Source organism: Saccharothrix sp. AJ9571, assembly GCF_021725495.1.
In the GTDB taxonomy this organism is placed as follows: domain Bacteria; phylum Actinomycetota; class Actinomycetes; order Mycobacteriales; family Pseudonocardiaceae; genus Amycolatopsis; species Amycolatopsis magusensis.
Window position 1 is genome coordinate 2398551 of sequence record NZ_CP091382.1, and the last position, 17048, is coordinate 2415598.

Annotated in this window: 18 protein-coding genes; 13 read left to right on the forward strand and 5 right to left on the reverse strand. The window is 71.2% G+C overall.

Annotation, left to right across the window (positions count from 1 at the left end; translation table 11 throughout):
- The first annotated feature begins 16 nt into the window (after positions 1-16).
- From L3Q67_RS10495 to dnaB, 10 genes are all read left to right on the forward strand, one after another.
- Positions 17-895: a hypothetical protein gene (locus tag L3Q67_RS10495; RefSeq protein ID WP_499189334.1), complete on the forward strand. Its 879-nt coding sequence runs from the start codon at positions 17-19 to the stop codon at positions 893-895.
- A gap of 127 nt (positions 896-1022) precedes the next feature.
- Positions 1023-1343 (forward strand): 30S ribosomal protein S6, encoded by a 321-nt coding sequence (rpsF, locus tag L3Q67_RS10500; RefSeq protein ID WP_209663477.1) that lies wholly within the window; start codon positions 1023-1025, stop codon positions 1341-1343.
- Positions 1344-1359: 16 nt separating this feature from the next.
- Positions 1360-1866 carry a single-stranded DNA-binding protein gene (locus L3Q67_RS10505; protein WP_499189335.1) on the forward strand — a complete coding sequence of 169 codons (507 nt, stop codon included), beginning with the start codon at positions 1360-1362 and terminating at the stop codon, positions 1864-1866.
- Between the two features lie 35 nt (positions 1867-1901).
- On the forward strand, positions 1902-2150 hold the full coding sequence (gene rpsR / locus L3Q67_RS10510; protein ID WP_113695352.1) for a 30S ribosomal protein S18: 249 nt from the start codon (positions 1902-1904) through the stop codon (positions 2148-2150).
- 14 nt (positions 2151-2164) lie between these two features.
- Positions 2165-2620, forward strand: coding sequence for a 50S ribosomal protein L9 (gene rplI / locus L3Q67_RS10515; RefSeq protein ID WP_209663475.1), 456 nt, complete (start codon positions 2165-2167; stop codon positions 2618-2620).
- Between the two features lie 149 nt (positions 2621-2769).
- Positions 2770-3123: a hypothetical protein gene (locus tag L3Q67_RS10520; protein WP_209663474.1), complete on the forward strand. Its 354-nt coding sequence runs from the start codon at positions 2770-2772 to the stop codon at positions 3121-3123.
- Complete coding sequence (locus L3Q67_RS10525; protein WP_499189336.1) at positions 3123-3767, forward strand: DUF3558 domain-containing protein; 645 nt, start codon at positions 3123-3125, stop codon at positions 3765-3767. Before L3Q67_RS10520 ends, L3Q67_RS10525 begins: the two co-directional genes overlap by 1 nt.
- Positions 3768-3776: 9 nt before the next feature.
- Positions 3777-5177 (forward strand): hypothetical protein, encoded by a 1401-nt coding sequence (locus L3Q67_RS10530; RefSeq protein ID WP_499191491.1) that lies wholly within the window; start codon positions 3777-3779, stop codon positions 5175-5177.
- Between the two features lie 77 nt (positions 5178-5254).
- Positions 5255-6043 (forward strand): ESX secretion-associated protein EspG, encoded by a 789-nt coding sequence (locus tag L3Q67_RS10535; RefSeq protein WP_499191492.1) that lies wholly within the window; start codon positions 5255-5257, stop codon positions 6041-6043.
- A gap of 366 nt (positions 6044-6409) precedes the next feature.
- The gene (dnaB, locus tag L3Q67_RS10540) at positions 6410-7828 is read left to right on the forward strand and encodes a replicative DNA helicase (RefSeq protein ID WP_499189337.1); all 1419 of its coding nucleotides are present in this window, start codon (positions 6410-6412) and stop codon (positions 7826-7828) included.
- Positions 7829-7835: 7 nt separating this feature from the next.
- On the opposite strand, the gene L3Q67_RS10545 is transcribed toward dnaB, so the two are convergent.
- Positions 7836-8630: an alpha/beta hydrolase family protein gene (locus tag L3Q67_RS10545; protein ID WP_499189338.1), complete on the reverse strand. Its 795-nt coding sequence runs from the start codon at positions 8628-8630 to the stop codon at positions 7836-7838.
- Positions 8631-8829: 199 nt separating this feature from the next.
- Between L3Q67_RS10545 and L3Q67_RS10550 the strand changes: the two genes are divergently transcribed.
- Both L3Q67_RS10550 and L3Q67_RS10555 read left to right on the forward strand, forming a co-directional pair.
- On the forward strand, positions 8830-9414 hold the full coding sequence (locus L3Q67_RS10550) for a hypothetical protein (RefSeq protein ID WP_499189339.1): 585 nt from the start codon (positions 8830-8832) through the stop codon (positions 9412-9414).
- A gap of 19 nt (positions 9415-9433) precedes the next feature.
- Positions 9434-10009: an alpha/beta hydrolase gene (locus L3Q67_RS10555; protein WP_499189340.1), complete on the forward strand. Its 576-nt coding sequence runs from the start codon at positions 9434-9436 to the stop codon at positions 10007-10009.
- Positions 10010-10037: 28 nt separating this feature from the next.
- On the opposite strand, the gene L3Q67_RS10560 is transcribed toward L3Q67_RS10555, so the two are convergent.
- The 3 genes from L3Q67_RS10560 to L3Q67_RS10570 are packed head-to-tail and all read right to left on the reverse strand — an operon-like array spanning position 10038 to position 12177.
- Positions 10038-10805 (reverse strand): Rossmann-fold NAD(P)-binding domain-containing protein, encoded by a 768-nt coding sequence (locus L3Q67_RS10560; RefSeq protein ID WP_499189341.1) that lies wholly within the window; start codon positions 10803-10805, stop codon positions 10038-10040.
- A 59-nt stretch (positions 10806-10864) separates the two neighbouring features.
- Positions 10865-11539 carry a hypothetical protein gene (locus L3Q67_RS10565; protein WP_499189342.1) on the reverse strand — a complete coding sequence of 225 codons (675 nt, stop codon included), beginning with the start codon at positions 11537-11539 and terminating at the stop codon, positions 10865-10867.
- Between the two features lie 50 nt (positions 11540-11589).
- Positions 11590-12177 (reverse strand): PadR family transcriptional regulator, encoded by a 588-nt coding sequence (locus L3Q67_RS10570; RefSeq protein ID WP_499189343.1) that lies wholly within the window; start codon positions 12175-12177, stop codon positions 11590-11592.
- 133 nt (positions 12178-12310) lie between these two features.
- Here L3Q67_RS10570 and L3Q67_RS10575 point away from each other — a divergent pair, with 133 nt between their 5' ends.
- Positions 12311-13081: a dioxygenase family protein gene (locus L3Q67_RS10575; protein WP_499189344.1), complete on the forward strand. Its 771-nt coding sequence runs from the start codon at positions 12311-12313 to the stop codon at positions 13079-13081.
- A gap of 64 nt (positions 13082-13145) precedes the next feature.
- Here the strand turns inward: L3Q67_RS10575 and L3Q67_RS10580 are convergent, their stop codons facing one another.
- Positions 13146-17048: a beta strand repeat-containing protein gene (locus L3Q67_RS10580; protein WP_499189345.1), complete on the reverse strand. Its 3903-nt coding sequence runs from the start codon at positions 17046-17048 to the stop codon at positions 13146-13148.

Consider the following 17048-nt stretch of genomic DNA (forward strand, 5'->3'; position numbering starts at 1 on the left):
CCGGAGGACAGCGCTCGTGCAGCACCGACTGACCAGGACCTTCCGCTCGGTACTGACGGCCACCGCCATCGCCGCACTGACCACCGGCGGCCTCGCCCTGTCCACGGGCACGGCGGCCGCGACCACGCTGCAGGCGAACAGCTGCACCGCGGGCGTCACCGGGGTGACCGGCGACGCCGTGGCGATCAGCGGCGCCGCCGTCAAGGAACTGGTCAAGGCGGGCGCGCAGGAAGCGGGCACGCTGGCCGTGGGCGACTGGGCCGGGAACGACATCGCGAAGGTCAGCTCGATCAAGGTCGGCCAGGTGGGCCAGGGCGCCAGCACGCAGGTCTCCGGCTCGGTCATCGGCACCGCGGTGGCGAAGGCGCTGGAGGAGACCGGGTCGTGGGGCCTGGGCATCGACCGCAAGAAGACGCTCGCCAGCGTGGAGAAGAAGGTCGCGGGCAACTGCGGCCTGACCGCCTACGCCAGCGACCACCGCGAGCCCACCAGCGACCAGCAGCCCGCACCCCAGCCCGGTGGGTCCACCGGCAGCCAGCCCGGCGGCACCAACCAGGGCCAGGCGCCCGGCACGCTGCCGCTCGGCACCGGCGGGGCGATGGCGCCGCCGCCGGACTACAGCAACATCCCGGCCGCCACGCCGGGTGTCGCGCTGCCCCCTGGCGCGCGCTACGGCTCCGCCGCCCCCGGCCCGACCTCACCCGAGTTCGGCATCCTCGGCGCGGACCCGGGTGCCACCCAGGCACCCCAGGTGCAGAACGCAGGCAACGCGGACTCGCTGGCCGCCGGGCAGCCCGAGAACGGCGTGCAGCTGCCGATGCTGCTGGCCGTGGTCGCGCTCGCCGGGGTGACCGCCGCGCTGGTCCGGACCTGGGTGCTGCGTAAAGCGTCGTAGCGGCCCGCCCGTCTCCCGCCACCACCCTCAACGAAGCGCCGCACTGCTCTGCCGGTACGCTTCCTCCTGACAAAGCCCTCCTGCCATGGAAATTCCATGGCCGTGAGCCCACAGGAGGTGAGTGGTTGTGTCACGCCATTACGAGGTAATGGTCATCCTGGATCCCACCCTTGACGAGCGCACCGTCGCTCCGACGCTGGACACGTTCCTCAACGTGATCCGCACGTCGGGCGGGGCCGTCGAGAAGGTCGACGTCTGGGGTCGCCGCCGGCTCTCGTTCGAGATCAACAAGCACGCCGAGGGCATCTACGCCATCCTCGACCTGAACTCGACGCCGGAAGCGGTCAAGGAGCTCGACCGGCAGCTGTCGCTGCAGGAGACCGTGCTGCGGACGAAGGTCATGCGCCGCGAGATCAAGCGCGCCGCCAAGCCGGCCGTCAAGGCCTGACGGGGGTAGCGAGCCCATGGCTGGAGACACCGTCATCACGGTGATCGGCAACCTGACCTCCGACCCGGAGCTGCGGTTCACCCCGTCCGGTGCGGCCGTCGCGAACTTCACCGTCGCGTCGACCCCGCGCACCTTCGACCGCCAGAGCGGCGAGTGGAAGGACGGCGAGGCCCTGTTCCTGCGCTGCAACGTCTGGCGCCAGGCGGCGGAGAACGTCGCCGAGTCGCTGACCCGCGGTGCCCGCGTGGTCGTGCAGGGCAGGCTCAAGCAGCGGTCCTTCGAGACCAAAGAGGGCGAGAAGCGCACGGTCGTGGAGCTCGAGGTCGACGAGATCGGCCCCTCGCTGCGCTATGCCACCGCCAAGGTGAACAAGGTCAGCCGCGGTAGCGGCGGCCAGGGCGGCGGTGGCGGCTTCGGCGGTGGCCAGGGCGGCGGGAGCGCCCCGGCCGACGACCCGTGGGGCTCGGCCCCGCCCGCCGGTGGCGGCGGCGGGGGCGGCTTCAACGACGAGCCCCCCTTCTGATCAATCCCTTTCGTTAGCTATTCCAGGAGTCGACAGTGGCCAAGCCACCCATTCGTAAGCCGAAGAAGAAGGTCTGCGTTTTCTGCAAGGCCGAGAAGAAGGGTCGCCCCGAGGCGATCGACTACAAGGACACCAACCTGCTGCGCAAGTACATCTCCGACCGCGGCAAGATCCGTGCCCGCCGGGTGACCGGCAACTGCAGCCAGCACCAGCGTGACGTCGCCATCGCGGTCAAGAACTCCCGCGAGATGGCGCTGCTGCCCTACACCTCGACCGCCCGCTAAGGAGGTTCACACTCATGGCGAAGATCATCCTCACCACTGACGTGGCGAACCTGGGCGGTCCCGGCGACCTCGTGGAGGTCAAGGACGGCTACGCGCGCAACTACCTGCTGCCGCGTGGGTACGCCATTCCCGCCACCAAGGGCGCGGAGAAGAACGTGAGCACGATCCGCCGGGCCCAGGAGTCCCGCCGGATCCGCGACCTCGACCACGCCAAGGAGGTGCGGACCGCGCTGGAGGGCCTCGGCCACATCCAGCTGTCCGCCAAGGCGGCCGAGGGCTCGAAGAAGCTGTTCGGCTCGGTGACCACCGGCGACATCGTCGCCGCGGTCAAGTCGGCCGGTGGCCCGCTGCTGGACAAGCGCGTCATCGAGCTGCGCGAGCACATCAAGACCGTCGGCAAGCACCAGGTCACCGCCCGGCTGCACCCCGACGTGAAGGCCGACCTCCGCCTCGAGGTCGTCGCCAAGTAACGACGCGTCAGCGAAAGGGCCGCCCTCCACCAGGAGCGCGGCCCTTTTGGCGTATACCTGGAACGGCTCCGGCCGCGGGCACGTCAGAGTGTTGACGGTCGGGACCGCACTGTGGGGTACTCGGGGATGGCGAAAGGGGACGAACCGGAATGACTGGCCCAGTCAGCATGTCCGCGCCGGGGGGCGCCGGCGGTGGCTTCACCTTCCAGGCTGACCAGATCGACGCGGTCATCAAGAAGTGGCAGGACCTGCTGGACGACCTGCAGACCGATGCCGAGGACGCCAGGAACATGGCGGCGGTCAAGGCACCCGGCAAGGAGTTCGCCAGCGGTGACTTCGCCAACCTCGCCATCCCGTCGGTCAAGGCCTTCATCGACCAGAACGTGAAGATGCGCGAGTACGTGGAGAATTACATCGAGGCGCTCGAAGCGGCGAAGAAGAGCATGACCACCAACGAGGCCGACACGAAGGCCGCGCTGCAGAAGACGGGTGAGCAGAGCTGATGGGGACCCAGCGTTTTCTCGGCCTCACCGCTGCCGCGCTCGCGGCGGGCGCTCTGCTCGCCGGGTGTGGCGGCGGCAAGGAAGGCAGTGCCGGGAACATCCCGACCGCCACCGTGCCGGGCGGTCAGCCGCCCGCCGAAGCCTCCGACCCGCCCGCTTCCGAAGGCACCGGCGGCTCCGCCGGTTCGGCACCCCAGGTGTCCAGCCCGGTCGACACGGAGAAGGTCACCGGCGACGTGTGCGCCACCCTCTCCTCGGCGAAGGTCTCCGAACTGGGGCTGACCGACCCCACGCCGCGCGATTCCTCGACCGGCCCCACCTGCAACTGGAACTTCACCGAGGGCGCCACCAACCGCCTCGACATCTCCGCCCAGGCCAAGAACCCGAACGGGCTGAGCGACATCTACGACCAGAAGGACGAGTTCGCCTACTTCGAGGAGCTCGAGGTCGGCGGATATCCGGCGGTCTACGCCGACATCACCGACGCGCGCAGCACCGGGGACTGCTCGCTCTACGTCGGGCTGAACGACCAGTTCGCGGTCCGGGTCAGCTCGACGCTGTCCAGCGGGCCGGACGAGTCGCGGCCCTGCCCGGTGGTCGAGAAGGCCGCCGAAGCGATGATCGACACCGTGAAGGGCGGTTGAGCCATGGTTTTGTTCTTAGTCCCGATCGTCGCGGGCGCCGCCGCCTACGGTGCGGCCACGCAGGACGAGTCCGGCAGCTACAGCGCGGGCTCGGGTGATCGCAAGATCGACTGCTACCAGATCTGGCAGCAGATCACCACCGGCGAGGGCCCGCAGTCCCTGGCCGAGGGCCAGGCCGCGGCCGGTCGGCTCAAGGGCAACTACGAGTCCCGCATCACCACCATCAACCAGCTCACCGCCGAGATGGACGCCGCGTGGACCGGCACCTCCGGCGCGGCGGCGAAGTCCGGCGGCCACCCGCTCAAGGTGTGGATGCAGGACTCGAAGGACAAGCTCAACGACAGCGACAAGTACCTCGGTGAGCAGTACAACGCGTTCACCACCGTGCACTCGAAGGTGCAGGAGGTGCCGAAGGAGCCGCCGGACAGCGGGTTCGTCAACGACATCACGCCGTGGGAGACCGACACCGACCGCGCGATCGAGGAGTACAACACCAGGGGCCAGGCGAACGTCGACGCGTTCAACGCCTACTACAAGTCCAGCGGTGACAACGGCCAGGGCATGCCGACGTACAACGCGATCTCGGGCCAGGTGCAGGCGGTCGACGTGAACGGCGACGGCAGCGACGGTGACGGCAAGGACAAGGACGGCAACGGCAGCGCCGACCAGAACGGCCAGGGCAACGACAAGGGCGGGTACACGCCCGGCAACATCCCCGGCGCGAACATGCCCGGGGGTGGCAGCACGCCCGGTGGCGGGTACCAGGCTGGCAACATCCCCGGCGCGGGCACCCCGGGCGGCGGCTACAACCCGGGCAACATCCCCGGGTACAACCCCGGCGACATCCCCGGTGGGCCCGGTGGGTCCGGCGGTCCGGGCAGCCCCGGCTACAAGCCACCGTCCTGGGACAACGGCACCGGCGCGGCCGGGTACACGCCGGGCAAGATCCCGTCGGCCGGTGGCTTCGGCCCCGGTGGGTCCGGCGGGTTCGGGCCGGGCAGCGGGGGCGACATCCCCGGCGCCGACGGCTTCGGGCCCGGTGGCGGCGGCGGCGGCTTCGGCCCGGGCAGCGGCGGGAACATCGGCGTCGGCGGCATCGGTGCCGGTGGCGCGGGTTCCGGCTCCGGGGCCGGTGGTATCGGCGCCGGTGGCCAGTCCGGTGCGGGCGCGGGAGCCGGGGCAGGCAAGGGCATGGGCGGCGCGATGGGCGGTGCGGCGGCGGCCGGTGCCGCGGGCGCCGGTCGTGGCATGGGCGGCGGCATGGGCATGGGCGGCATGGGTGCCGGCGGTGGCCGTGGCGGCCAGGGCGCCGAGGACGAGGAGCGGCAGTCGCGCTTCCTGCTCGGCGACGACCCCAACGAGGTGTTCGGCACCGACGAACTGACCGCTCCGCCGGTGATCGGCGAGTAATATCCCAATCGGATTTTCGCCCGGCCCGCTTCCGGCGGGCCGGGCGACCTTTTCTCGACTACAGGGGGATGGCGAAGTTGCTGGAGAAGCAGGTCACGCTGACCACGGGCACCCTGCTCAACCTGATCCGCCGCCGGGACGGCGAGCCGCACACGGTGCTCTCCAGCACGCCCACCTGGCTCAGCGAGGAAGCGCAGCGCGCGGAGGACGAGAAGACCAACGCCGAGCTGGCCAGGTACGGCCTGGCCGGGCGGCGCGGGCTCGATCCCGGCTTCGTCGCGGTCATCGAGGCGATCGCGCGGCCGCAGCTGGAGTACTTCGCCTGGATCGACGGCGGGTTCGAGGGCAAGCCCCTGAAGTACACCCTGCTCGCCGGTTCGGCGGGCGGTGAGGCCTTCGTGCTCGCGCGGAACCCGGCGGCCGAGGGCACCGTGCTGGCCTCGGTCCGGCCGGACGAGGTGCTGCCCGAATTCCTCGCCCAGATCCCGAACCTGGCCCCCGGCAAGGGCAACCGCCTGGTGGTGCCGAAGAGTGAAGCCACCGGCAAGCGCCGCGGCGGGTTGTCGGACGACGGCTTCTCGGTGATGCGTGACGCGCGGCCGAGCGCGGGCGCGGTCGAGGCCGAGGAACTGCGCCGGGTGCTGAGCCTGCGCCGGCTCGGCGGCGGCAGCCTGTACGTGGCGATGCGTAACCGGGCGGGCCGCAGGCAGCGGATCGACCGGCCGGTGAACTACATCGACACGGTCGAGGGCCGCTGGCTGACCGAGGAGGTGCCGGGCGCGGGTGAGCCCGCGATCGCCTTCACCCCGGCCACCCCGCAGGAGCTGGCGGGCCGGTTGCGGGCCGCCCAGGCGCGGCTGAGTTGACTTCGCTGGGCCTCTGACCTGCGGTTCACCCACATAGCGCAGCCGGTTATCCACAGGGTTTGTCCCCAGTCGGCGGGTGCCCGTGCTCGCGACACGCCGAACGACCGGTTCACCGCGACACGCCGGACGAGTTTTTCCACACTGTGCACACATGCTTTGACCTGCGGTTTTCGCTGAGCGATTCGCAGTTGCCCCCAACCTGTCCACAGCCAGGAGCGCACCTGTGATTGGTTGGCGGCAGCCATCCCCAAGCTGTCCACAGGTTGTCCACGGGGCGATTTGGCTACGGCCATCCGAGCGATCTAGCGTGCGGGGAAACTTGACGTACACTCGAACACGCGTTCGAACGGGGAGGAGGCTTCGGCGGTGGCCATGACCGATGACCGCGGGGCAGGGTACGAGCCGGAAGACCCCGGCCCGCCGGATCACGGTGGCGGCGGCCGCTCGGGGGACTTCGACCGCCAGCCCCCGCAGGACGTGGCGGCCGAACAGTCGGTGCTCGGCGGCATGCTGCTGTCCAAGGACGCCATCGCCGACGTGGTCGAGGCGCTGCGGCCGAACGACTTCTACCGGCCCGCGCACCAGGCGGTCTACGAGGTCATCCTCGACCTCTACGGCCGGGGTGAACCCGCCGACCCGATCACCGTCTCGGCGGAGCTGGAGCGCCGCGGCGAACTCGGCCGGATCGGCGGCGCGCCGTACCTGCACACGCTGATCGCCACCGTGCCCACCGCGGCGAACGCCGGTTACTACGCGGAGATCGTCGCCGAGAAGGCGGTGCTGCGGCGGCTGGTCGAGGCGGGCACCCGGATCGTCCAGTACGGCTACGGCGCCAACCAGGACAACACCGGCGGCGACATCGACGCGGTCGTCGACCGCGCGCAGGCCGCCATCTACGAGGTGACCGAGCGGCGCACCAGCGAGGACTACGTGGCGCTGGAGGAACTGCTCCAGCCGACCATGGACGAGATCGACGCGATCGCCTCGCGCGGTGGTTCGGCGCGGGGCATCCCGACCGGCTTCGCCGACCTCGACGAGGTGACCAACGGCCTGCACCCGGGCCAGATGATCATCGTCGCGGCCCGTCCCGGTGTCGGGAAGTCCACGCTGGGGCTGGACTTCGCCCGGTCCTGCTCGATCAAGCACGGCATGAGCAGCGTCATCTTCTCGCTGGAAATGAGCCGGACCGAGATCGTCATGCGCATGCTCTCGGCCGAGGCCAAGATCCGCCTGGCCGACATGCGTGGTGGCCGCATGTCCGACGACGACTGGACCCGCCTGGCGCGGCGGATGAGCGAGATCAGCGAAGCGCCGCTGTTCATCGACGACTCGCCGAACATGACGATGATGGAGATCCGCGCCAAGGCCCGGCGGCTCAAGCAGCGCAACGACCTCAAGCTCGTGGTGCTGGACTACATGCAGCTGATGAGCTCGGGCAAGCGCGTGGAGTCGCGGCAGCAGGAGGTCTCGGAGTTCTCGCGGCAGCTGAAGCTGCTGGCCAAGGAGATCGAGGTGCCGCTGGTCGCGATCAGCCAGCTGAACCGTGGTCCCGAACAGCGGACCGACAAGCGCCCGATGCTCTCGGACCTGCGTGAGTCGGGCTCACTGGAGCAGGACGCGGACATCGTGCTGCTGATCAACCGCCCCGACGCCTGGGAACGCGACGACCCGCGCGCCGGGGAGGCCGACCTGATCCTGGCCAAGCACCGCGCCGGCCCGACCAGCACCGTGGTGGTCGCCCACCAGCTGCACTACAGCCGCTTCTCCGACCTGGCCCAGAGTTAGGTCGGATTCAGCGGTCCGCGAGGCGGCGCCGGAACCAGTCGGTGAGGCCGGCGTCCACTTCGCGGGTGCGCGGCAGTTGCGGGGCGGGCTCGATGCCGGGCTCCTCGGCCAGTGGGTGGGCCAAGCCGGGGATGGACAGCAGTTCACCGCGCTCGCCCAGTGCGTCGGCGAAGGTGAGCGCGTCCTGCCGCAGGTCGGGGTGGTCCAGTTCGCCGCTCACCACCAGCACCGGCGCGCGTTCGGCCACGACACCCGCCTTGGGCAGGAAGTCCAGGCTGTCGACGGCCTTCTCGGACTCGGCGTCGTACGGGTAGCCGGGGAACAGGGCGACGACGGACCGCATCCGGATGGCGGCGTTCACCAGTGCCCCGGCGAAGATCGGGGTGTCGGTCTCGGCCAGCACCCGCAGCGCGACCGCCCCGCCCAATGACGCGCCGAGCACGCCGACCGGGCCGTCGTCCACCGGCAACTGCTCGCGCAGCGACGCCAGCGCGGCGGGGAATTCCGCGAACGCCTGCCGGGCGAACGGGTACAGGAAGGACATCAGGGGGTCCTTCCGGATCAGCTCCACCACGGCGTCGGGGCGGCCGTCGACCATGCGTGCCCCGCACATCGGCATGCCGAGGTGCACGCGCCACGCGGGCAGGCCGTGCATCGGCAACGCGGCGGCGAACGCGGGATCCGAGCGCGGGGCGTCGAGCATGTGCCAGGTGACGATCAGCGGTGCGGGACCTTCGCCGCCGGAGGGCGGCAACGCGGTGAAGGGCACGCCGGCGGCCGTGCCCGTGATCGGTGAGTTCATGCGGCCACGGTAGGTCCGCGCGCGTGCGCCGTGGCTCGTTTACGCCACCAGCGGAACCCGCGCGGTGGAGCCTGCACCACCACGGGTCCGGGTGCGGACGTCCTGGGCGGGCGTGCCCGGGATTCCTAGCCTCATGGACACGGGTGATCGAGCGGCGGTCGCCGGGTTCGGAGGAGGAAATCCTTTGCGTGCAAGCACTTTGGGGCGGACAGTGCTGGTGGCCGGGGTGGCCGCCGCACTGGCGGGCACGGTGGTGGCCAACCCGGCACCGGCGAGCGCCGGCGGCGGGCTGGAGCGGTTCCACCACCAGCGCGTGGACTGGAAAGCCTGCGACCACAAGGCTTTGGACGAAGCGGGCGCGCAGTGCGCCGACGTCAGGGTGCCGTTGAGCTACGCCGAACCACGCGGGCGCACCATCACCGTGGCGATTTCCCGGTTGAAGGCCACGGATCCCGGGCAGCGGCGCGGGATCATGCTGTCCAATCCCGGTGGGCCCGGCGGTCCCGGGCTGGATCTGATGCTCGTCGTGCGGCAGGCGATGACGCCCGAGGTGACCGCCCGCTACGACCTGATCGGCATGGACCCGCGCGGCATCGGCCGGTCGGCGCCGGTCGACTGCGGCTGGCCGGTGGGCACCATGCTCCGGTCGGCCGGCGTGGATCGTCCCGCGTTCGACCGGTCCGCGAAGTTCGCCGCCGACCTCGCCCGGCAGTGCGAAGGAGGTCCGCGCGCTGACCGAGGGCCTGGTCCAGAAGGCCGCGCGGAAGCCGATCCAGCTCGGTGAGTACCAGGTCGACCAGCACGTGCTGCCGGTCCTGCTGTTCGTCCCGCTGGCCGACGCACGCCGCGATGCCGACGCCGCGAGCACCGTGCGGCAGCTGGCCGACGCCGCCGACGGCAAGCCGGTGCAGCCGAGTCCCGCGCTGGAGGCCGACCTGCGCTTCCTCTTCAAGCCCGACGCGACCACGCAGAACTCCGGGCAGGCGGCGGTGATCTGCGGTGACCAGGCGATGCCGCGCGATCCGGAGTCGTACTGGCGCGACATCCAGCGCAGCCGCGCCGAGCAGCCGTTGTTCGGTGCCTTCGCCAGCAACATCCTGCCGTGCGCGTTCTGGGGTCCGCCCGCCGAACGCCCGACCGAGGTGCACAACTCGGTGCCCGCGCTGATCGTCCAGGCCACCGGGGACACCCGCACCCCGTACGCCAGCGGCGTCGGCCTGCACCGGGTGATGACCGGTTCGAAGCTGGTCACCCTGCAGGACGTCCGGGTGCACGCGGTCTTCGGCAACTACCCGAACACCTGCGCGCAGAACGCCGTCAACACCTACTTCCGCGACGGCACCCTGCCCGCCGAGGACACGACCTGCCGAGCCGATTGAAACGCGGAAGGAAAACCGCCTGGTGCGCCTACCCGGCGGGCTGAGGCAGCGGGCCCAGGAAGAGGCCGCCGCTGACGTCGAGCCAGGTGCCGGTGACCCAGCCGGCGTCCGGTGACGCGAGGAAGGCGACGGCGGCGGCGATGTCCGGTGTCCGGCCGATCCGGCCGAGCGCGGTCATCGCCGCCAACGCGTCACCGGCACCGGGGCTTTCCCGCAGCCAGCTGTTCATGTCGGTGTCGGTGACGCCCGGCGCGACGGTGTTCACCGTGATGCCGCGGTCGCCGAGCTGGTTGGCCAGGTTCCGGCCGAGCGCGTCCAGCGCGCCCTTGCTCATCGCGTAGGCGGTTTCCGGCAGTGCGATCCGGGTGGCGCCGGAGGACACGTTGATCACCCGGCCGTGGTCCGCGAGCAGCGACCGCGCGCGCTGGACGATGAAGTACGGCGCCCGCACGTTCACCGCGAACAGCCGGTCGAACTCGGCGGGCGACACCTCGTCCAGCTTCCCGGAGAAGATCGCCGCGTTGTTCACCAGGATGTCGAGCGGCCGCCCGGCGAGGCCGCGCTCGAGACCGGCGAAGAGCGTGTCGACGTCACCGTCCACCCCCAGTTCAGCTCGGAGGGCGAAGGCCTGCCCACCGGCTTGCTCGATCCCCGCGACCGTCTCCTTGGCCGCTGTTTCGTTGCTCCCGTAGTGCACCGCGACGAGCGCGCCGTCAGCCGCGAGCCGTTCGGCGATGGCCCGGCCGATGCCCCTCGAAGCCCCGGTCACCACTGCGGTTTTCCCGGTGAGTGTCATGCTTCCGATCCTGGGCGCCACCCGGCCACCTGTCCAAGACCTGCGGTGATAGCCATCGGTTATCCGGCTTGGCCGAGGAAGTAGAGGGCCGTGACGGAAGCCGCGCCGACCAAACCCCAGCGCAGCGCCACTCGGGGCGCCGGCCGCGGGAACTCGCGGAAACCCAGCGGGACCAGGGCCACGCACAGCCCGGCCGCCGCGACCACCGAGAGCCATTCGGTGCCCTTCAGCACGCCGACCGGCATCGCGGCCATCAAGCCGAGCGCCACCGCCCCGGGTCGCCCGAGCGCGCGGGACCGCCAGGCGCCGATCGCCAGTACCACCCAGCCGAAGATCATCGGCACGGTGAACACCCGCATCACGTGGTAGGCGCCGTAGGAATCAGCCACCACCTGCGTCGCGGTGTCCAGGCCGAGCACCCGCACCAACTGGAACGCCAGGTGGTCGATCCCGGCGTGGAAGGCACGGGCCACCAGTCCGCAGATGACCAGGATGCCGCCCCACAGCCCGAAACCACCACCGATCCGGCGGGCCAGCAGCAGGATCCCCGGCCACAGCAGGACCGTGCCGAGGAGAAAACAGCTGTACGCGGCGAAGATCCGCGACGGCGACTGTTCGTACGCGGCGAGCTGAGCCGGGAAGAACAGGTCGTGCGGCAGGCGCAGCAGCACCCCGGCCAGCAGCAACGGCGGGGCGAGCAACAGGGAGACCGCCCCGGGCACCAGAGTTCTCATGCCCGGAACCCTCCGGCAACCGGCTCCGGTCCACATCGGACCGAGGTGTCTCAGACCTGGGTCGGAGTCCAGGTGCCCGGCATGCCGAACCCGGACGGGTCCTCACCGGCCATCGTGTGCGCGCCCGCCTTCAGCCGCTCGATCAGGCCGCGCGTCCAGTCCACCCCGCTGCTCGCGTTGTGCACCCACAGGTCGAACAGCTCCTGCACGTGGCCGGGATCGGCCCAGGCGCTGGTCTGTTCGATGATGTCGGCACGCCCGCTTTCCAAGGCGTGCAGCCGTTTTTCCAGCAGCTCGATCGCCTCGGCCCGCGACAGCGCGGGCAGCAGGGCGAGTCCGGCGGTCAGCAGGTCCTGGCGGATTTCGGGCTGACCCACCGCGTCGCGCAGGAGGCGGAAGAACTCGGTGTCCCCGGTTTCGGTGATCTCGTAGTCGACCCGGCCGCCGGAGTCCGGGACCTCGATCGCGCGCAGCAGTCCGTCCTTCGCCAGCTGACGCAGCGCGTGGTAGAGCGAGCCCCATTTGACGTTGGCCCATTCGTCCGCGCCCCAGGTGAGCAGTTCGGTCCGGACCAGGTATCCGTGGGCCCGGCCGAAGCCGCGGACCGCGCCGAGCACCAGCAGCCGCGTCGCCGACATGCACCCTCCCGCGTGATGGTCGGCTCCAGCGTAGAGGCCCCGCCCCGTTCCGCTGGGTGGACCGTCTCAGCCACACCTCCACCGGACCAGGCGTATAGTTGAATTTTCAACGAAGTCTCTCGGGGAGGCCGCCATGTCCGCCGCACCAGTGCTCTACCTCAGTCACGGAGCGCCGCCGCTCGCCGACGACGCCACCTGGACCCGGCAGCTCGCGGACTGGTCGGCCGGGCTGGCGCGGCCGTCGGCGATCCTGATCGTTTCGGCGCACTGGGAGGAGGCGCCGCTGACCATCGGCGCCACCACGACCGTCCCGCTGATCTACGACTTCTGGGGCTTCCCGCAGCGCTACTACCAGGTGGAATACCGGGCACCCGGGGCTCCGGCGCTGGCCGAGAAGGTGCGGAAACTGCTGCGCTCCGTGGAGACCCCGGTGCACGAGGACCCGGCGCGGGGACTCGACCACGGCGCCTACGTGCCGCTGGTGGAGATGTTCCCCGACGCCGATGTGCCCGTGCTGCAGATCTCCATGCCGTCGCTGGACCCGCAGCAGCTGTTCGACCTGGGCCGCCGCCTCGCACCCCTGCGCGACGAGGGCGTGCTGATCATCGGCAGCGGCTTCTTCACGCACAACCTGAGCGGACTGGACATGCACCGCGACGCCGATCACGCGCCGCCGTCGTGGTCCGCCGAATTCGACGACTGGGGTGCCGAGTCGCTGGCGAAGAACGACGTGGACGCGATCCTCGACTTCGCAGGCAAGGCACCGGCGCCCGGCCTCGCGCACCCGCGGATCGAGCACTTCGCGCCGCTGTTCGTCTCGCTCGGCGCCGGGGGCGAAACGCCGAAAACGGTGATCGACGGGTTCTGGTACGGGCTGGCGAAACGGTCCGTGCAACTGGGCTGAACGCGAAAAACCGGGCCCCCGGAGCTGGCTGCTCCGAGGGCCCGGTTTTCGTTCAGGCGTCAGTTCACTTCAGGCCGGTGAACCCGGTCAGGATCCGCTGGAACACGCTCAGCGGGCCGTCGGCCTGGACCAGCGCCGGAATGACCGAGGCACCCGGCACCAGCTCGTCCGACAACGGCAGGGTGGAGACGTTGTTCATCGGCGCGGTGGTGGCCGCGGCCGGGTCGACCGGCAGGCCGCTGCCGAGCAGGCCGGTGGTCAGCGAGTCGGTCGGCAGCACGCCGCCGGTCAGCTCACCGGTGGGCAGGCCGCCCTGGAGCAGCTGCCGGGTCGGCAGGCCACCCTGGAGCAGCTGCTGGGTCGGCAAGCCGTCCTCGGTCAGCTGCTGGGTCGGCAGTCCGCCCTCGGTCAGCGCTTCGGTCGGCAGGCCGCCGCCGAGCAGCGCGTCGGTGGGCAGGCCCAGCTCCAGGTTGTCGGTCGGCAGGTTGCGGTTGGTCGCCGAACCGGTCGGCAGCACGCCACCCAGCGCGCCCGTCGACAGGCCACTGCCGCCGATCAGCCCGTCCGTCAGGCCACCGCCGAGCAGCCCGTCCGTCGGCAGGCCACCACCGAGCAGCGCGTCCGTCGGCAGGCCGCCGCCGAGCAGCGCGTCCGTCGGCAGGCCCAGCTCCAGGTTGTCGACCGGCCCGGTGCGCTCGGCCACCGCACCCGTCGGCAGCACGCCACCCAGCGCGTCCGTCGACAGGCCGCTGCCGCCGAGCAGTACGTCGGTGGGCAGGCCACCGTCCAGCGCGTCGCTGGAGATCCCGCCCGAAGCCGGCAGGCTCCGGCTGTCCGCGGCACCCGCCGCACCCATGATCACGCCGGCGAGCAGCGCGTCCGTCGGCAGCACGTCGGTCGGCAGGATGCCACCGTCGAGCACGTCGGTGGAGATGCCACCCGAAGCCGGCGAGCCGACCGGCAGGTTGCGGCTCTCCTCCGCGTCACCCGCGAGCAGCGCGTCGGTCGGCAGGCCGCCGGCCAGCAGCCCGGTCACCGCGTCGGTGGGCAGGCCGCCACCGAGCACGTCCACCGAAGCCAGGTCCTGGCTCGACAGTTCGAGCGGCAGGTCACCGGTCGAGGGCAGGTCGGTCACCGAACCCCCCGGCACGTACGGCACCGGAGTGTCGGAGCGCTGCTGGGCACCCGCACCCGGCAGGCCCGGCAGCCCGGGGACCGAGGACAGGCCCGGCACCGGCAGGCCGGAGGTGGGCAGGTCCAGGCCGCGGCCGAGACCCGGCGTGCCCGGCAGGGCGGGCAGCGACGGCCAGCTCAGCTTGGGCAGCGCGTCGACCGGCAGTTCCTTGCCGTCGAAGCTGTGGATGAACTGCGCCTCGTTCTCGCCGGCCAGGACGTCGGTGGCGTTGGTGGCCTGGGCGTAGGCCGCGCCGAGCACCGCCACCGGGATGTCGTAGACCTGGCCCACGACGCCGACCGGCAGCTGCCCGTCGAGGCCGGACACCTTGTCCATGACGCCCGCGGTGGTGGTCTCGCCACCGACCTTGCCGTTGGTCACGTTCTCCGCGGTGGCGTCGGCCGCCCCGGCGACCGCGACCGCGTCGCCGAAGCCCTGCGCGACCGCGGCGGCGGGCACGTCGAGGATGTTGCCCGAGAAGGCACCGTCGACACCCGAGGTGGTGATGTCACCGCCCGAGGTGGCGTCGGTGCTGTTCACCGCCTCGCCCGAGGACTTGGCGACCACGGCCACGGCGTCCCCGAAGACCTGCGCGACGGGCAGGCCCTGCGCGCTGACCACGTTGCCGGCGAAGGCAGCCGCGTCACCGTTGGTCTCGGAGTCGCCCCCGGCCTCGGCGACCACGTCGTTCTCGGCGGTGTCCCCGCCGACCAGCGCGGCCAGCCCGGCCGAGGAGCCGAACACGGTGGCGGCACCGGCGAACGGCGCCTGGACGATGTTGCCCGCGAGCGCGCCTTCTTCACCGCCGGTGGTGGCGTCGCCGCCCGCGGTCGCGTCGGTCTGGTTCTCGCTGGTGCCGAAGCCGGACCCGATCACGGACCCGCCGAGCCCGTGCGCCTGCACCGGCAGGGCGACCGGCACGAAGCCGATGTTGCCCGAAGCGGCCGCCTTGTCCCCGGTCGCCTTGACCGCGTGACCCGCGGTGACCTGCGTGTCGGTGGTGGCTTCCCCGGTGCCGCGGCCGAGGTGCGATGCACCGATGCCGAACACCTGCGCCGGCACGGCCAGCGGGGTGGAGACCAGGTTCGAGCTGCCGAACCCGTTGTCGTCGTCGGTGTTGCCACCACCGGCGCCGTTGATCTTCTTGACCTCGGACGCGGTGCCTTCGCCCTGCCCGATGTAGGAGGCGCCGATGCCGAAGACCTCGGCCGGGATGGCCAGCGGCACCTGCACGACGTTGCCCGAGGCCGAGCTGTCGTTGCCGGTGCTGCCGTTGTACCCACCGGCCTGCACGGACTTGGTCTCGTGCGAGGTGCCCGAGGCGTTGCCGATGTGCGAGGCGCCGACGCCGAACACCTCGCCGGTCAGCGCGGGCTGCCCGGTGACCGTGTTGGCGCCGAGGAACGAGCCGTCCCCGGTGGTGAAGGTGCCTTCGCCCGCCTTGGCGCCGGTCTCGTTGTCGTGCGCGGCGTGCGCGTTGCCGATGTAGGTGCCGCCGATGCCGAACGCCTCGACCGGCACCGCGACCGGCAGGTCGACGATGTTGCCGTTGGCCGAGCCGTCCAGGCCCGAGGTGCTGGAGAAGCCACCGGCCTCGACCTCGCTGGAGGACGAGCCGCCGTCGGCGTGGTCGTCGTCCAGCGCGTTGCCGGTGGTGGCGTTGCCGATCCACGAAGCCGCGTTGCCCGCGACGTTGGCGATGAGCGCGCCCTGCGGCTGGACCACGGTCCCGGCCAGGAACGCGTCGTCGCCTTCGGTGGTGATGTACGCGGGAATGTTGTTCAGCCCCGGCGTGGTGTCACCGGCGGTGGCGTCGGCTTCGGAGTACGACACCGAGTCCGCGTCGGAGAGCCAGGCACCCGCGGCGTTGCCGTTGACCTTCGTCGGGAGCGCGATCGGCACGCCGACCACGTTGCCGGTGCCCGCACCGCCGTCGCCGTTGCTCTTGATCCAGCCGCCCGACTCGGCCTCGGTCTCGGCGTCGAACTCGCTGTAGGCGTTGCCGAGGATCCACGAGGCCGCGTTGCCGGTGACCTGCACCGGGGTGGCGAACTGGCCGGCCACCACGTTGCCGGAGGCGCCGGAGCCGGTGCCGTCCGTGCTGATGTCGCCGGTCTCGGCGACCTCCTGCCCGGCGCTGCCTGAGGTGTAGCCGGAACCGCCGGCGAAACCGCCCGCGTTGCCCGCGACCTGGACGGGCAGCGCCCAGTCCAGCACGACCGCGTTCCCGGCGATGCCGGAGTGCTTGCCGTCGGTGGTGGTGTCCTGGTCGTTCTCATACGACTGCGTGCCGCAGTCCGCGTCGTCGATGGCGGCGTCGCCGACGACCCCGACCGCGTTGCCGCAGATCTGGATCGGCGCCGTCACATCGAGGTCGACCTTGTTGCCCTTGACCGGGTCCGCGGTGGGCTCGAAGCCGACACCGGAGACCTCCTGGCGCTCGGCGCCGGCCGCGGAGAGCGCGCTGGTGGCCTTGTCCGTCACGCCCGCGAGCGGGGCGGTCGCCTTACCGGCGGGAGCGGAAGCCTTCTGCAGCGCGGGGACGTTCTTCACCGGCGAGGTGACCGTGTCGGTGCTGATGTCGCCCCGGTAACCCGGGAAGTTGACCTGACCGCCCGGGGTGCCGAGTGCGTTCTTCTCGAACTGGACGGGGATGTTCAGGTTCGCGTCGAGCGGACCGGCGGGGCTGTCGGGGTTGACGTTCTCGTCGGCAGAAGCGATGCCGGTGCCCAGCATCAGCAAACCACCCGTGACCAACGCGGTCTGGAATCCGCGCTTCGCCCAGGTCTGCAT

Bases quoted from the DNA above. Each gene is read 5' to 3' on its own strand.
- L3Q67_RS10505 (WP_499189335.1), top strand. From the start codon at position 1,360: ATGGCTGGAGACACCGTCATCACGGTGATCGGCAACCTGACCTCCGAC.
- rplI (WP_209663475.1), top strand. From the start codon at position 2,165: ATGGCGAAGATCATCCTCACCACTGACGTGGCGAACCTGGGCGGTCCC.
- L3Q67_RS10520 (WP_209663474.1), top strand. From the start codon at position 2,770: ATGACTGGCCCAGTCAGCATGTCCGCGCCGGGGGGCGCCGGCGGTGGC.
- L3Q67_RS10525 (WP_499189336.1), top strand. From the start codon at position 3,123: ATGGGGACCCAGCGTTTTCTCGGCCTCACCGCTGCCGCGCTCGCGGCG.
- L3Q67_RS10545 (WP_499189338.1), bottom strand. From the start codon at position 8,630: ATGAACTCACCGATCACGGGCACGGCCGCCGGCGTGCCCTTCACCGCG.
- L3Q67_RS10560 (WP_499189341.1), bottom strand. From the start codon at position 10,805: ATGACACTCACCGGGAAAACCGCAGTGGTGACCGGGGCTTCGAGGGGC.
- L3Q67_RS10565 (WP_499189342.1), bottom strand. From the start codon at position 11,539: ATGAGAACTCTGGTGCCCGGGGCGGTCTCCCTGTTGCTCGCCCCGCCG.
- L3Q67_RS10570 (WP_499189343.1), bottom strand. From the start codon at position 12,177: ATGTCGGCGACGCGGCTGCTGGTGCTCGGCGCGGTCCGCGGCTTCGGC.
- L3Q67_RS10575 (WP_499189344.1), top strand. From the start codon at position 12,311: ATGTCCGCCGCACCAGTGCTCTACCTCAGTCACGGAGCGCCGCCGCTC.
- L3Q67_RS10580 (WP_499189345.1), bottom strand. From the start codon at position 17,048: ATGCAGACCTGGGCGAAGCGCGGATTCCAGACCGCGTTGGTCACGGGT.